The organism is Aeromonas sp. CD, from assembly GCF_033349375.1.
In the GTDB taxonomy this organism is placed as follows: domain Bacteria; phylum Pseudomonadota; class Gammaproteobacteria; order Enterobacterales; family Aeromonadaceae; genus Aeromonas; species Aeromonas hydrophila.
Window position 1 is genome coordinate 165,079 of the sequence record NZ_CP137631.1, and the last position, 14,893, is coordinate 179,971.

The following is a 14,893-nucleotide window of genomic DNA, read 5'->3' on the forward strand; positions in this document are numbered from 1 at the left end:
ACTGGCTTGTCAGTGGCTGGGTGACGATACTTTCCTCTGTGAAAGCCCGATGGTTTTCTTTATGATCCCCAGCCCTCGCCCGTGGGCGAGCCAATGCACCACTCAATTCACTACCGTATCGGGGTCCCCCATGTCCGATCAGCGTCACGATCTTCGTCAACAAGCACTCGATTACCACGCCCAGCCCGTGCCGGGCAAAATCGCCATCGCCCTCACCAAGCCCGCCGAGACCGCCCGCGATCTGGCGCTGGCCTACAGCCCGGGCGTTGCCGAGCCGGTGCGCGAGATCGCCGCCAACCCGGCCGATGCCTACCGCTACACCGGCAAGGGCAACCTGGTGGCCGTCATCTCCAACGGCACCGCCATCCTGGGGCTGGGCAATCTGGGGCCGCTGGCCTCCAAGCCGGTGATGGAGGGCAAGGCCCTGCTGTTCAAGCGCTTTGCTGGCATCGACGCCATCGACATCGAAGTGAAGCACGAGACCAGCGCGCAGTTCATCGACACCGTTGCCGCCATCGCCGACACCTTCGGTGGCATCAACCTGGAAGACATCAAGGCCCCCGAGTGCTTCGAGATCGAGCAGGCGCTGATCGAGCGCTGTGACATCCCGGTGTTCCACGATGATCAGCACGGTACCGCCATCGTCACCGCCGCCGGCCTGCTCAACGCGCTGGAAGTGCAGGGCAAGCAGATTGGCGACAGCCGTATCGTCTGCATGGGCGCCGGGGCTGCCGCCACCGCCTGCATGGAGCTGCTGATCAAGTGTGGCGCCAAGCCCCACAACATCTTCATGCTGGATCGTCAGGGCGTCATCCACAGCGGTCGTACCGATCTCAACCAGTACAAGCAGCGCTTCGCCAACGACACCCCCCTGCGCACCCTGATGGAAGTGATCGACGGGGCGGACGTGTTCGTCGGTGTCTCCGGCCCGGATGTGCTGCCCGCCGAGGCGGTGGCGCTGATGGCGCCCAACCCGGTGATCTTCGCCTGCTCCAACCCGGATCCTGAGATCAAGCCCGCCCTGGCTCACGCAGTGCGCGGTGACCTCATCATGGGTACAGGTCGCTCCGACTATCCGAACCAGATCAACAACGTGCTCTGCTTCCCCTTCATCTTCCGCGGCGCCCTCGACGCCCGTGCCAGCCGCATCAACGATGCCATGAAGATCGCCGCAGTCGAGGCGATCCGTGGTCTGGCCAGAGAGCCGGTACCGGCCGAGGTGCTGACCGCCGCCGGCGTCAGCGAGCTGGCCTTCGGCAAGGACTACGTCATTCCCAAGCCGATGGATGCCCGTCTGCTGCCGCGCGTCGCCCGTGCCGTGGCACTGGCAGCGGTGGAGTCCGGGGTGGCCCGCATCGCCCTGCCGGCGGACTACATGCTGGGCTGAGCCAAGGCAAGCGCACAGAAAACAGAAGGGGCCCCATGTCGGGGCCCCTTTTCATTACGGGAAGCTTGTTGGTCGATTACTTGGTCTTGGGAGCAACCTTGACGGCCGGTGCCTTGGCGTGGGCAGCCTTGTGGTGTTTTTTCACGACCTTGGTCTGGGTAGCCTGGGGAGCGGCAGCCTTGGTCGGGGTGGCAGCCATGGTGAAGCCGGAGGTCAGGGCGAAGACAGCAGCCAGGCTCAGGGGGATCAGCTTGTTCATATTCCAGTTCCTCATTCGGGTTGATGACATGGAGCGTTTCTCCATGACTTCATCCTAGGGCTGTTCGACCTGCGGTTCAGTGAGTGACTGGTGACGGTTTGTATCCAAATGTACAGGCAGCATCAGGCAGAAACGGGCACCGCTGCTGCTCGGCAGCAGCTGCACCTCGCCGCCGTGGTGGCGGGCGATGCTGCGCACGATGGTTAGCCCCAGCCCGGCGCCGCCGGTACGTCGGTCGCGGCTCTGATCCAGCCGCACGAAGGGCTCGAAGATCTGCGGTGCCAGTGCGGGATCGATGCCGGCGCCGTCGTCGGCCACCTCCAGCAGATAGTGATCCTGCTGGCGCGCCATGCTGAGGGTCACTCGGCCGGCGGCGTGGCGCAGGGCGTTGCCGATGAGGTTCTCCAGCGCCCGATCCAGCAGGCGAGTATCGCCGCGCCAGGGCAGGGCCATGGCCGGGCGCACGAAGTCGAGCCGCTTGTCCGGCCGCAGCGCCTGCCAGTCGGCAAGGCGGCTGCCGGCCCAGCTGCCGAGCTCCAGCTCGCTGCATTGCAGCGGCAGCTCGGGGCGATCGAGCCTGGCGTAGGTGAGCATCTCCTCGATGAGGGCGTCCAGCGCGCCGAGGTCCCGCTCCAGCCCCTGTTGCTCCTCGGCCGAGGGCGCCGGATCCAGCATGGCGAGCCGGTAGTGCAGCCGCACCAGCGGGGTGCGCAGCTCGTGGGCGATGGCGTCGGTCAGCTGCTTGCGGCTGGCCAGCATGGCCTGCAGCTGCTCGGTCATCTGGTCGAAGGTGCGGCCGACCCGGCCCAGGCTGCTGCCGGGTGGCAAACGGGTGCGGCAGGAGAGATCGCCGTCGCCGACCCGGCGGGCGGTCTGTTCGAGCTGCTGCAGGCCGCGCCAGTGCGGGCGCAGCCAGAGCAGGATCGGCAGTCCCAGCGAGAGGCCGATGACCAGCAGCAGCCCCACGTCGACCCAGTGCAGCTCGTGCAGGTAGGAGAGGTAGGGGACGGGGCCGACGATCAGCACCTGATCGGTGCCCGGGATGCGCTGCAGGAAGGTGTCATCCTCCTCGACGATGACAATGTTGCCGGCCTCCAGGAAGGCCTGATCCTCGTTGGCCAGGGGCTGGTTGGCGAGGGCGCCGATCTGCAGCGGCAGGGTGAGCTGGCGGCTCTGCTCGGCCATGCGGGCGGGCCAGTGCTCCGGCGGCAAGCGGGCCAGCTCGCCGGTGAGCAGGCCGAGGGAGCCCTGCATCATCCGCTCCAGATAGCGATCTCCCGCCCGCTCGGCGGTGACCTGATAGACCATGCCGACCAGCAGGATGGCCAGGGTGAAACAGCCGATCAGCAGCAGATAGAACTGGATAAACAGACGGCGCATGGGGCTCTCCTCTTGCCTGGATTGCGTCTGGGCATTGCCTTGTTGCCCCCTCATCCCCAACCCTTCTCCCGCAAGGGGAGAAGGGAGCAGAGAGCATCAAGGTCATTCGGCGGGGCTTATTCCCAGGCGTGGGGCACCAGCAGATAACCCTTTTGGCGCACCGTCTTGATGCGGGTCGGGTTACTGGTGTCGTCCCCCAGCTTGCGGCGCAGGCGGGAGATGGCCACGTCCATGCTGCGATCCTGGCCGTCGTAGTCGCGACCGCGCAGGCTGCGAAACAGCGCCTCCCGCCCCAGGATCTGGCCGGCGTGGCAGGCCAGCTCCCACAGGAGATCGAAATCGGCGGTGGAGAGCGGAATGCTGTCGCCGTCGAGGCGCACGTCCCGGCCCGGGCCGTCGATCTGCAGCCGGCCGAACTGCAGGCGCTGGGGCGGCGTGCAGGCGACCACGGGCAGCGGGGCCTGTTGCCCCTGCTGGCGGAACTGGACCCGCAGCCGGGCCAGCAGCACGGGGGGCGGTGTGGTTTTGAGGATGTAGTCGTTGGCGCCCAGCTCCAGGCTCAGGATCTGGTTCATGTCGCTGTCCAGCGAGGTAAGCATGACGATGGGGCCGGCGAAGCGCGGACGCAGATCCCGGCACAGGGAGAGACCATCCTGACCCGGCAGCATGATGTCGAGCAGCACCAGGTCAGGCTGCTCGGCCTCGACCCTGGCGAGCGCCAGATCGCCCCTCGGCTCCAGCAGCACTTCCATGTCGTGGCGGGCCAGCCAGCTGCTGATGAGCTGGCCTATCTCGGGATCATCTTCAACAAAAAGAATGCGTTGCATGGTGGCATGACACCCAGACTGTGGCGCGGATGCGCGTGCCGCCAGCATAGCGGCTCCGGCCGCCCCATGCACAGGGTTAAATAATCAAACAGGGCCCGCGGGCCCTGTCTTGCTGGTCGAGCTGGGAATTATGCCCCGGCGGCATCAACCCGCTTTGCGCTTGAGATAGACCCCGGCTTCCATATGGTGAGTCCAGGGGAACTGATCGAACAGGGCGAAGCGGGCGATTTCGTGGGTTTCGCCGAGTACCGCCATGTTGGCCTGCAGGGTCTCGGGGTTGCAGGAGATGTAGAGGATGTTGTCGTAATCCTGCACCAGCTTGACGGTGGCGTCGTCGAGGCCGGCCCGGGGCGGGTCGACGAAGATGGTGTTGCACTGGTAGGCGCCGAGATCCACCCCCTTGAGGCGGTTGAACTCCCGCTCGCCGCGCATCGCCATGGTGAACTCCTCGGCCGACATGCGCAGGATGATCAGGTTGTCGACGCCGTTGGCGGCGATGTTGAACTGGGCGGAGTCCACGCTCGGTTTGGCGATCTCGGTGGCCAGCACCTTGCGGAAGTTCTGCGCCAGGGCGATGGAGAAGTTGCCGTTGCCGCAGTAGAGCTCCAGCAGGTCACCCTCGCTCCCCTTGGTCACGTCCAGCGCCCAGCCCAGCATCTGTTCGTTGATGGCGGCGTTGGGCTGGGTGAAGCTGTTTTCCACCTGCTTGTAGACCAGCTCGCGGCCCTGCACATTCAACCGTTCGATGACGAACTCCTCCCCCAGGCAAATCTTCTGCTTGTGGGCGCGGCCAATCAGCTGCAGCTCGAATCCCTTGGCCCGCAGGTCGGCCTGCAGCGCTTCGGCGGCCTGTTGCCACTCGCTCTCCAGCTTGCGGTGGTAGAGCAGGCTGACGCAGATCTGGCCGGACTGGGTGGAGAGGTAGTCGATCTGGAACAGCTTGCGGCGCAGCACGGGGTGCGGGCGCAGCCCTTCCAGCAGCACTGGCATCAGCTGGTTGATGAGGCGGCTGGCAGTGGGGAACTGATCGACCCGGATGATCTCCTTGGTGGCCGGTGCATACATGCAGTGGTACAGGTCGTCACCGTCGTGCCAGATGCGAAACTCGGCGCGCATCCGGTAGTGTTCGGCGGGGGAGGCGTGCACTTCCAGCGCAGGCAGGGTGAAATCGGCAAACAACCCGCAGAGGCGCTCGCGCTTCTCGTCGAGCTGGGCCTGGTAATCGGCCGGGGTTCGAAGGGGCGCCGGGTCGGCGGAAACCTGCTGGGATTGGGTCATGATTTACCTCACATGCACACCGGTCTGGCCGGGTCGAAATCGGGGGAAGCCTGCAGCCACCCAAAGGGGGCCGATTTTAAAAGGCCGTCGCAGATTGTCCAGTATTTTGTGGTCAAGAAGTGTGCAGTCAGGCCGATAGCTGATCTACAGGCATGGTGGGAGGACACATTATGCAGATCGACGGAGTGGGCGCGGCCCAACCCAAGGGAGTGGGTGTTGCTCCCAAATCGCCCCAGCAGGCGGACTCGAAGCCGGTAAACAACGAGGACGAAGTCTCGTTGCACAAGGCGCCGAAATGGGCGCAGGTACTGGTGCAGCAGGCGCTGCAGTTCGCGCTGGAGATCAATGGCCAGGGCTACAAGGCGCCCAAGGCGCAGGATCAGCCGGAGGCGGTGACCCCGGATACCCTGTTCGACTTCCAGTCGGTGGCCGACAACGTGCTGCAGTTTGTCACCGGCCGGCTGGGGGCTGCCCGGGCCGACGGCAAGTCGGACGACAGCCTGACCGGCATGATGGAGCAGGCCCGCAAGGGGGTGGACAAGGGCTTTGGCGACGCCAGGAAGCTGCTCGGCGACTGGGCGGACAATTCCGACATCAAGACCGGCATGGATCAGAGCTACAAGCTGATCCAGGAGGGGCTCGATCAGTTCGAGAAGGAGTTCTTCGGCAAGGTCTCCACCACCGACATGGGGCAGGCCGAAATGGCCAGTCGCCAGCAGGGTTCGCTGGAGATCCAGACCAAGGATGGCGACAAGGTGGTGCTGCGCTTCAACGACAGCTGGCAGACCAAGTCCCAGAAGGATGACAGCGGCAGCCAGTTCAGCCTCAAGTCGAGCCAGAGCTTCAGCTTCTCGCTGGAGGGCAACCTGAGCAGCGAAGAGATGGACTCCATCGGCAAGCTGGTCAAGGGGATCGACGATCTGGCCGGCAACTTCTTCTCCGGCAATTTCGACGACCTGTTGAAGAAGGCGGGCGAGCTGAAGCTGGATGACAGCCAGCTGGCCTCCTATTCGCTCAAGCTCAAGCAGAGCCTCAAGCTGAGCCAGACCTATCAGGGGGCGCACTCCCTGCAGGAGATGCTCAAGCCGCTGGCGGACTACCTGCCCAAGCTGGATCAGGTGCAGCAGCAGGCGGATTCTCTGCTGCCGGCATCCCAGCAGCAGGCGCTGACGCCGGCGGTGTTGGCGGCCCGTGGCCAGAGCGATCCGGCCCAGGTGGGCAGCTTCACCAGCTTCAACCAGCGGATGCTGGATGCGCTGCGGATGATCGGCCAGTTCCAGCCGGCGACGGATGCCAGCAGCAAGAGCGTCTGAACCGTTTCGAATCGAGGACCATGACCGGCCGTTTGCCAGCTCCTGCGGGGGCTGGCAAACTGGCCTTTTTCCCGATCCGGCCAGCCCATGAACCCGAAAAAGCCCAGAGACAAGCGCGAGCTTTGCTACCCCTTCATCTTCGAAACCCAGTTCCAGTGTGACTACGAGATCGCCACCGATGAGCTCTGCTGCCAGGTGGGCGCCGTGTTGTCACACCTGGCTCCGGATGCCGAGATTGCGCCCATGCAGGCGGATCTTGCGGCGCTGCAGCGGCTTATCTACAACCTCAACGGCTCGGTGCGCGGCAGGCTCGGCATCTTCGAGGAGGATCTGGCATGGCTGAAGGGGCGTTACGATCACTACAACGAGGCGAGCCGCGGCCGGGTCACCGGTTTCGTGCTGCCGCAAGGGCCGCAGCCGATCCCGACCCTGCATCTGTGCCGCTGCGGCAGCAAGAAGGTAGTGCGGCTGCTGGTGCGACTGGAAGAGAGCGGGGTGCGCTTCGACCCCATCCTCTATCGGTTCGCCAACCTGCTGGCCAACTTCTTCTTCGTGCTGACCGTCTACCTCAAGCAGCTGTGGCAGGTGGACGAGGTACCCTACGTCAGCATCAACTACTGAATACGGCCAAAAAAGCTTTTGTTTTTCATGAAGATCAAACACGATCATCCCATTTGTCGGTCGCCGGGATGGTTCCGGTAGCGCAGTGGGGAAGGTCATGACCATGCTTCATCTCAGTGGCAGTTCGTTCTTGATGCCGGGCAACCTCGCCTGGCGACCCCTGGCTGAATATGGCGAAGTGCAGGTGGCCCCCCATGGCCAGTGGTTGCAGACCCTGATGCACCAGAGCGCCGATGCCGCGGCCGGGACCCACATCATCATCTGGCTGTGGGAAGATCTGGTGCCCGCCCGGACCCTGCAGGAGTGGGGCCGTCTGGCGCAGGACGATCAGCAACTGGCGGTTGCCGCCTTCGTCGACGCGCTCTGCCAGCCTCTGTTGCAGCATCTGCTGCGCCGCCCGCAGGATCATCTGCTGGTGGGGGCCTGCAGCCATTCCCCACTCTCTGTCTATGGCCCGGCCCCTGCCGTGCTCGCCGCGCTGGCCAGAGCGTTCGAGCAGCAGATGGCCCGCCTGCGCCAGCAGCAACCCGGCCTGGACGACCTGCACCTGCCGCTCTGGCTGCAACAGCATGGCCGCCAGCACTGCTTCGATCGGCGCAACCTCTATCTGATGTCCTGCCCCTTCTCCATGGCCGGTCTGGCCAGCCTGGCGCAGTGGATTCTTCCCTTGCTGCAGCGGTTGCAGCGACCCGCCCACAAGGTGCTGGTGCTCGACTGCGACAATACCCTGTGGGGCGGCGTGGTCGGCGAAGACGGTGTCGGCGGCGTCCTGCTGGGACAGGACGGGATGGGCCGGCTCTACCAGGCCTTCCAGCAGGCGGCCAGCCACTGGCACGGACAGGGCATAGTGCTGGCGCTCTGCTCCAAGAATCTGGCGGACGATGTGTGGCGGTTGTTTGACGAGCATCCGGGCATGGTGCTGACACGGGCGCAGATCGCCGCCGCCGAAATCGGCTGGGAGCCAAAATCCCTGGGGCTGCGGCGGCTGGCCGCCCGCCTCAATGTCGGGCTGGACAGCCTGGTCTTCTGGGATGACAGCGAGCTTGAGCGAGCCGAGGTGCGGGCCAACTGCCCCGAGGTGATGGTGATGACCCCGCCGGCCGATCTCTGGAGCTGGCCGGATGCCCTGCTGACGCTGCCGGCCCTGTGGAGTCGCCACCAGAGCCGGGATGACGGCCTGCGACAGCACTCCTATCAGGCCCAGGCCGAGGCCGAGGCGGTGCGCCGGCAACTGGGCGACGAGCACGCCTTCCTGCGGCAATTGGCGCTGCAGGCCGACTGGCAGCCGCTCTCCCCGGGCAACCAGTTGCGAGCCGAACAGCTCAGCCAGAAGACCAATCAGTTCAACCTCTCCGGCCGCCGCTATCAGGCGGCGGAGCTGGCCCGGCTGGCCGCCGAGGGCGGTGACGTCTGGCTGACCAGCCTGCGAGACCGATTCGCCGATCACGGCATGACGGCCCTGCTGGTGGTGCGCCCGCTCGATGAGGGCAGGGCGCTGCTGGATACCCTGGCCATCAGCTGCCGGGTGCTGGGGCGCGGCTTTGAATACTGGCTGCTGGCGCAACTGGCAAACCATCTGCGGGCGCAAGGCGTGACCGAGCTGGTCATCAGCCTGGTTGCCACCACCCGCAACCAGCCGGCACGGGATTTTCTGGCGAGCCTGCCAACCCGGCCGATAACCACTCCAGCGGGGTTGCTGCCGCTGGCGGACGAGGTGTTCCTCAGTCTGGATCTCTGCTCTCTTTCTCTCCCGTTTTTGGAGTTCTACGCCCATGAATGACCTTATCGCGCTGGCACACCAGCAGTTCCCCCAGGCCAGCGTCAATGCACAGTCTGCCCTCGGCAGCTTTCCCGAGTGGGATTCTCTGGGTCACTTCAACCTGCTGTTGCTGGTCGAACAGCACTATGCCGTGCGGTTCGAGCCGCACGAGCTGGCCGAGTTGAAGAGCCTGACCGACATCCAGCAAGCCCTGTTGCACAAAGGGGTTGCCGTGTGAAACAGGCACTCGAGCAGGCGCTGACCGAGCTGGGGATCCCCAGAGGCGGCGCCCTGATGGTGCACTCGGATGCCATGGTGGTGGCCCAGTTTGCCGGCATGGGCAACGCCGCAGGCATCGCGGCTTTCTGGACATGCCTCGAGCAGTGGCTGGGCGGGCACCTGCTGGTGCCGACCTTCAGCTACAGCCCGATGGCGGACGAGTGCTTCGATCCGGCGCAGACCCCGAGCAAGGTGGGCTTGATGACGGAGCTGTTTCGCCAGCGGGAAGGGGTGGTGCGCACGTGGGATCCCGTCTTCAGCATGGCGATCAGCGGCCCGCAGGGGCCTGCACTGGTCGCCCGGGAGTGTCACGACTGTTTCGGTCAGGAGAGCCCGTTCGGCTGGCTGGCGGAGCAGGACGGCTGGCTGCTGGGGCTGGGTTGCCACCCCGACCGCATCACCTTCACCCACTATGTGGAGCTGCGGCTGGCCGTCTCTTATCGCTATCACAAGATGTTTGCGGGCCAGGTGCGCGTCGATGGCCGCGTGCGGGAGTGGCAGGCGGATTACTATGTGCGCGACCTGTCGCTGGCCAGCGAAATCGACCTCTCCCGGTTGGTGGCCCTGTTGCAGGAGCGGGGCGCCTGGCGCCAGACGCTGTGCCAGCGGGTGCCGGTCTGGGCGGTGTCGTGCCGCGACTTCATCCTGGCTGCCAGCGAGTTGCTGGCGGCGGCCCCATACGCCCTGATCCGGGCGGGAGGAGAGTCCCATGCAGTTTGATCACATCGGACTGGTGGTGCCGGACCTGGCGAGCGGTGTGGCCTATTGCCGCGACGTGCTGGGGCTGAGCCGCTTCTCGGCGGCGGTGGAAGATCCGCTGCAACGGGTCTGGGTGCAGTTCGCGCATGACGACCATGGTCTCTGCTACGAGCTGGTCGCCCCCGCCGGCGAGGAGAGCCCGGTTGCCCAGGTGCTCAAGACCCGGCGCAACGTCATCAACCACCTTGCCTATCGGGTGAGCAACCTGCAGGAGAGTGCCGAACGGCTGCGCACACAGCGCCATCTGCCCCTCGGGCCCAGCCAGCCTGCCATCGCCTTTGGCGGCGCCCACGTCCAGTTTTTCCTGAGCCCCCTTGGCCACATTGTCGAATTGATCGAGGCATCCACCCCATGAGTTTTTCACCCAAGAGTGGCTATCTGCCCACCGACTGGGACGACCAGGCACAAGTCGGTGAACAGCTGCATCGACTGCTCACCCTGCTGTTTCCGCTCAATCGCAGCCTGACCGGGGACGGGGTTCGGCAGTCGCTGGCCCTGTGGCGCGAGCACTGCCTGCCCGAGCTGCAGATCCATGAAGTGGCCAGCGGTACCGAGTGCTTCGACTGGACCGTGCCTGACGAGTGGAACGTGCGGGAGGCCTACATAGTGGGGCCGGATGGACGCAGGGTGGTGGATTTCCAGGACCACAACCTGCATCTGGTCGGTTACTCGGAGCCGGTGCGCTGCACCCTCTCACTGGCCGAGCTGCAGCCCCATCTTCACTCTCTGCCCGAGCAGCCGGACGCCATTCCCTATGTGACCTCCTACTACAAGCGCCGCTGGGGCTTCTGTCTGCCCCATCGGCTGCGTGAGGCGCTGCCGGAGGGAGAATATCAGGTGGTGATCGATGCCACCCTGGCCCCGGGTTCGCTCACCTATGGTGACTGGGTACTGCCGGGGGAGAGCGAGCAGGAGGTCCTGCTGTCGAGCTACACCTGCCACCCCTCCATGGCCAACAACGAGCTCTCCGGCCCCTGTGTCGGCGTCTTCCTGATGGCCTGGCTGGCGTCACTGCCCACACGTCGTTATAGCTACCGGCTGATGCTGGTGCCCGAAACCCTGGGGGCCATCGTCTATCTTTCTCGCCATCTGGAGCAGCTCAAGCAGCGTACCCTGGCCGGGTTCAATCTGACTTGCCTTGGCGATGACCGCAGCTACTCCTTCCTGCCTTCCCGCCAGGGCAACACGCTGGCGGATCGCATCGGTCGCCATGTGCTGGGTCATCTGGCACCGGGTTACCATGCCTACAGCTTCCTGGAGCGAGGCTCCAACGAGCGGCAGCTGTGCGCGCCCGGCATCGATCTGCCGGTCACCTCGGTGATGCGCAGCCGATACGGCTGTTATGCCGAGTACCACACCTCGCTCGATGACCTCTCACTGGTGACGCCGGCCGGTCTGGCGGGCGGCTTCATGGCGCTGCGCCGTGCTATCGAATGTCTGGAGCTGGACGAGCGCTGCGAGGTCACCGTGCTGGGTGAACCTCAGCTCGGCAAGCGGGGGCTCTACCCGGACTTGTCGACCCGCTATTCGGGCTGGCAGGTACGGGAGATGATGAATCTGCTGGCCTACAGCGACGGCAAGCTGACCCTGTTCGAGATCGCCGAGACCATAGGGGCGCCGTTCTGGCGGGTGGAACCGCTGGCGCGGATGCTGCTGGATGCCGGGCTGCTGCGTCGCCTTAGCCCGCAACCGGACTACTCGATCACCAGATAGGCTGGTCCCGGGTTGTGCGGGGTGCGGCGGATGGCGTAGCGATCCAGCCCCAGCACCTCCTTGAGGGCCAGGGTCTCTCCCGGAAAGGCGGGCCAGTTGAGCTCATCGAATGCCAGCACTGATCCTTTGGTCAGGTGCGGCTTGATGAGCTCGAGGCAGCGGCGGGTCGGCTCGTAGAGATCAAAGTCAAAATAGGCCAGCGCGACCATGGTCTCCGGCTGACGAGCCAGATAGGCCGGCAGCGTCTCGGTCACATCCCCCTTCACCAGTTCATGCTTGACGATATGGTCCAGCGGGCTTTCCGCCTCATGGGCGGCGAGCAGTTGGGCTAGATGCTGCTCATAGCCCGGCGTCACCCCGTAGGCACCGGGCTGGATGGCGGCATCGCTGCCATCTTGCGGAGCGTGGGAGGGGAAGCCGCTGAAGGTATCGAATCCCACCAGCTTGCGGTTGTAGTTGTAGGGCTCATACATGCCGCGAAACGAGGAGAAGAGCGCCAGGTTCTGACCCCAGCGGGTACCGAAATCCATTATGACGCCGTGGACCGGCACGATCTTCTGATACAGCTCGTGCATGAACAGGATGCGGGAGAGCGACTGGCGCTTGAGGTAGAGACCCAGGTTGTTCTGCAGCTCGGCCGCGGGCAGCGGGCTGGCGTGCAGCAACTCGCTGAAGGTCTGGCGACGTGACAGCTCCTGCTCGGAGGCGTTGGAAATGGCCTTGATCATCAATGGTCTCCTGTGGTGTCGCCGGTCGGGGTCGACAGGCAGTGCACCACTTCATATTCGAGGTAGTCGGCCAGCCCCAGCCAGTCCTGGCGCTCCTGGCACTGCAGCAGGGCGGCCACCAGTCCGGGTGGCAGGTTGCCCTGCTCGGTGAGCACCTCTTGCAGCAGATCCGGCAATGCCTGACTGGCGGCGACCGACTGCCCCAGTCGAAACTGGTGCGCCAGGGCGGTGAGGCGGGTGATCTGGCCGTTTTTCATTGCACGTACTCCGGGTGATAGCGGCAGCCAGCGATCTCCGCCCCTTCCCGGCTGCAGTTCCAGAACTGCACCTCGGGGTGGCGCGCTATGTAGCGCTCGAGCTCGGTGCGGTAGGCGGAAAAGTTCGGATTGGTCTTGACCCGCCGGCCATGGCCGTCGAGGGTCCAGCTGAGTGCCAGCGCGGCGCTGGGGCCGAGGGCACCGTCGGCCCAGCCCGAGTGGGTGAGCTCGCCGGGAAAAGCGAAGTCGGTGCCCAGCAGGATGACCTGGCGGCAACCCATCTGCACGGCGAGATCCACGGCGGGATGAATGACGCTGCCGCCCGAGTGCAGCACGCCCTTGGGGAGCGTTTGCCGCAGCTGCTGATACATGGGGCTGCGGGAGTAGGCGGTCTTGCGCGGCCCCTGCCAGGCCAGCAGGGCCGCCGTGGGTACCGTGGGGTAATAGACCAGGGTGGTCTGGGCCGACTGGGCGGCGGGTAGCCGGTTGCCGTGGATGGCGTCATCTATGGTGACGACGATGTCGGGCCGGATGCCGTGGCCAAGCAAAAACGCCAGCGCGGTATCGACGCTGATCAGCAGGTAGTCCTGCCGACGGCTCTGCAACTGGGCCTGCAGGGTGGCCAGGTTGTGCTGCAGGGTCGGGCCGCTCGCCACGATCAGTGCCTGCTTGCCCTGAGCCAGACCAAACAGGGAGGCCACATCGCCGTCGCTGGCCAGCAGATCGCGATTTTCGGCCAGCCTCCTAGTTACGTCGGGGTGCTCGGCGTCGAACCTGGCCCGGGCGAACGGCAAGTCTATTTCACTCACCAGCCGGTCGCGGATGCGGGCGGCGGCATCTTCCACCAGCAGCAGCTCGGGCGGCAGGGCGAAGAAGGGCAGCCGTACCTCCCCTTCGTCGCCGGCCATCATCAGCTCGACCCTGGGATCCGCCAGCCAGTCCTGCTGATCCAGCAGCCGCAGCACCAGGGCAAACAGGGCGCCATTCATGATCTTCACTTCCAGCCGTTTGAGGCTGCTGCGCCCCAGCAGGGCGCGCGGCAGATCGCCGAGCCCGGTGCCGTAGAGGTGCAGCACCGGCTGCTCGGGCAGGCTGGCGGCCTGCTGTTCAGCTTCTTTCACCCGGTCGTGCCGGCTGGTGAGCTGGATGCCGTGGAGGCTGAGGGTGGAGCCGAGCCCTTCGGTCAGCTCGGCCGGCAGGCTTTCCACGTCCTGTGCCAGCAGGCGGGGCCAGAGGGCGGGCCAGCGCTGGCTGATGAGCCTGCCGTGCTGGTTGAAGAGATCATCACTCATCCTTATCTATCCACTCCCAGCTCAGCGGTTGGTTGGCGCTCAGGCTGCGGTTGACCCGCTTGCCGATGAGCCGATCGTAATCGGCCGGGGGCAGGCCGAGGGCGGGGCGCACCGACTTGATGTGCGCTGCGGTGAGCACCTCGCCGGCGGCCATCTCCTTGACCAGATAGAGGGAGCGGCGAAACGCGCGGTTACCCTGTTCACTGGCGGTGAGCTGGTAATCGGCCACCCCGAGGGCGGCATGGGCGGTATTGACCGAGGTTACCAGCTCGGTGAGTTCGGCCGGTTCCATGGAGAAAGCGCAATCCGGCCCGCCGTCGGCGCGGGCCAGGGTGAAGTGCTTCTCGATGAGGGTCGCCCCGAGCGCGGTGGCGGCGATGGCCGTGGCCGACCCCAGGGTGTGATCGGAGAGCCCCACCTCGACCCCGAAGCGCTGGCGCAACATGGGGATGGTGCGCAGGTTGTATTCGGCCGCCGGCGCCGGATAGCCGCTGACGCAGTGCAGCAGGGCCAGCTGGCCGTTGCCGTGCTTGAGCGCCATCTCGACCGCGGCGGCGATCTCGGCCTCGTTCGCCATGCCGGTGGACATGATGAGCGGCTTGCCGGTCTGGGCGGCGTAGCGGATGAGGGGCAAGTCCACCAGCTCGAAGGAGGCGATCTTGTAGGCCGGGCAGTCGAGGGATTCCAGCAGATCCACCGCGCTGAAGTCGAACGGACTGCTGAAGACCGTCAGGCCCAGCTCGCGCCCCTTGGCAAACAGGGCCTGATGCCACTCCCAGGGGGTGTGTGCCCACTCATAGAGGTCATAGAGGTTGTGGCCATCCCACAAACCGCCATGGATCTGGAACTCGGGCCTGTCACTGTTGAGGGTGATGGTGTCGGGCCGGTAGGTCTGCAGCTTGACCGCACTGGCCCCGGCCTCCTTGGCGGCGGTCATGATGGCCAGTGCACGCTCCAGGTTGCCGTTGTGGTTGGCCGACAGTTCGGCGATCACATAGGGAGCCTGCGCCGGGCCGATGGATTGATGGGCGATCTGCATCT

At 65.3% G+C, this 14,893-nt stretch carries 16 protein-coding genes; 8 read left to right on the forward strand and 8 right to left on the reverse strand.

The window, feature by feature from the left end; translation table 11 throughout:
- The first annotated feature begins 130 nt into the window (after positions 1-130).
- Positions 131-1,387, forward strand: coding sequence for a malic enzyme-like NAD(P)-binding protein (locus tag R2E40_RS00700; protein ID WP_318164519.1), 1,257 nt, complete (start codon positions 131-133; stop codon positions 1,385-1,387).
- A 76-nt stretch (positions 1,388-1,463) separates the two neighbouring features.
- On the opposite strand, the gene R2E40_RS00705 is transcribed toward R2E40_RS00700, so the two are convergent.
- From R2E40_RS00705 to trmA, 4 genes are all read right to left on the reverse strand, one after another.
- On the reverse strand, positions 1,464-1,646 hold the full coding sequence (locus tag R2E40_RS00705; protein ID WP_010635722.1) for a hypothetical protein: 183 nt from the start codon (positions 1,644-1,646) through the stop codon (positions 1,464-1,466).
- Between the two features lie 54 nt (positions 1,647-1,700).
- Complete coding sequence (rstB, locus tag R2E40_RS00710; RefSeq protein WP_318164520.1) at positions 1,701-3,026, reverse strand: two-component system sensor histidine kinase RstB; 1,326 nt, start codon at positions 3,024-3,026, stop codon at positions 1,701-1,703.
- Between the two features lie 116 nt (positions 3,027-3,142).
- Positions 3,143-3,853, reverse strand: coding sequence for a two-component system response regulator RstA (gene rstA / locus R2E40_RS00715; protein ID WP_318164521.1), 711 nt, complete (start codon positions 3,851-3,853; stop codon positions 3,143-3,145).
- A gap of 144 nt (positions 3,854-3,997) precedes the next feature.
- Positions 3,998-5,131 (reverse strand): tRNA (uridine(54)-C5)-methyltransferase TrmA, encoded by a 1,134-nt coding sequence (gene trmA / locus R2E40_RS00720; RefSeq protein WP_016352343.1) that lies wholly within the window; start codon positions 5,129-5,131, stop codon positions 3,998-4,000.
- Between the two features lie 170 nt (positions 5,132-5,301).
- On the opposite strand from trmA, the gene R2E40_RS00725 reads away from it, so the two are divergent.
- From R2E40_RS00725 to R2E40_RS00755, 7 genes are all read left to right on the forward strand, one after another.
- Positions 5,302-6,444, forward strand: coding sequence for a DUF5610 domain-containing protein (locus R2E40_RS00725; RefSeq protein WP_318164522.1), 1,143 nt, complete (start codon positions 5,302-5,304; stop codon positions 6,442-6,444).
- Between the two features lie 87 nt (positions 6,445-6,531).
- The gene (locus R2E40_RS00730) at positions 6,532-7,065 is read left to right on the forward strand and encodes an ATP--cob(I)alamin adenosyltransferase (RefSeq protein ID WP_029304963.1); all 534 of its coding nucleotides are present in this window, start codon (positions 6,532-6,534) and stop codon (positions 7,063-7,065) included.
- A gap of 97 nt (positions 7,066-7,162) precedes the next feature.
- Positions 7,163-8,845: an HAD-IIIC family phosphatase gene (locus R2E40_RS00735; RefSeq protein ID WP_318164523.1), complete on the forward strand. Its 1,683-nt coding sequence runs from the start codon at positions 7,163-7,165 to the stop codon at positions 8,843-8,845.
- Positions 8,838-9,062: an acyl carrier protein gene (locus R2E40_RS00740; RefSeq protein WP_043164031.1), complete on the forward strand. Its 225-nt coding sequence runs from the start codon at positions 8,838-8,840 to the stop codon at positions 9,060-9,062. The genes R2E40_RS00735 and R2E40_RS00740 overlap by 8 nt, the downstream gene beginning before the upstream one ends.
- On the forward strand, positions 9,059-9,823 hold the full coding sequence (locus R2E40_RS00745; RefSeq protein ID WP_318164524.1) for an AAC(3) family N-acetyltransferase: 765 nt from the start codon (positions 9,059-9,061) through the stop codon (positions 9,821-9,823). The genes R2E40_RS00740 and R2E40_RS00745 overlap by 4 nt, the downstream gene beginning before the upstream one ends.
- Positions 9,813-10,217 (forward strand): VOC family protein, encoded by a 405-nt coding sequence (locus tag R2E40_RS00750; protein ID WP_318164525.1) that lies wholly within the window; start codon positions 9,813-9,815, stop codon positions 10,215-10,217. Before R2E40_RS00745 ends, R2E40_RS00750 begins: the two co-directional genes overlap by 11 nt.
- Positions 10,214-11,575: a DUF4910 domain-containing protein gene (locus tag R2E40_RS00755; RefSeq protein ID WP_318164526.1), complete on the forward strand. Its 1,362-nt coding sequence runs from the start codon at positions 10,214-10,216 to the stop codon at positions 11,573-11,575. The genes R2E40_RS00750 and R2E40_RS00755 overlap by 4 nt, the downstream gene beginning before the upstream one ends.
- Here R2E40_RS00755 and R2E40_RS00760 read toward each other — a convergent pair.
- The 4 genes from R2E40_RS00760 to pseI are packed head-to-tail and all read right to left on the reverse strand — an operon-like array spanning position 11,557 to position 14,891.
- Entirely contained in the window at positions 11,557-12,303 is a 747-nt protein-coding gene (locus R2E40_RS00760; RefSeq protein ID WP_017787046.1) for a crotonobetainyl-CoA--carnitine CoA-transferase, read from the reverse strand. The genes R2E40_RS00755 and R2E40_RS00760 overlap by 19 nt on opposite strands.
- Positions 12,303-12,560, reverse strand: coding sequence for a hypothetical protein (locus tag R2E40_RS00765; RefSeq protein WP_318164527.1), 258 nt, complete (start codon positions 12,558-12,560; stop codon positions 12,303-12,305). The genes R2E40_RS00760 and R2E40_RS00765 overlap by 1 nt, the downstream gene beginning before the upstream one ends.
- On the reverse strand, positions 12,557-13,852 hold the full coding sequence (locus R2E40_RS00770; RefSeq protein WP_318164528.1) for a motility associated factor glycosyltransferase family protein: 1,296 nt from the start codon (positions 13,850-13,852) through the stop codon (positions 12,557-12,559). Before R2E40_RS00770 ends, R2E40_RS00765 begins: the two co-directional genes overlap by 4 nt.
- Positions 13,845-14,891, reverse strand: coding sequence for a pseudaminic acid synthase (gene pseI, locus R2E40_RS00775; protein WP_318164529.1), 1,047 nt, complete (start codon positions 14,889-14,891; stop codon positions 13,845-13,847). Before pseI ends, R2E40_RS00770 begins: the two co-directional genes overlap by 8 nt.
- Positions 14,892-14,893: the final 2 nt, after the last annotated feature.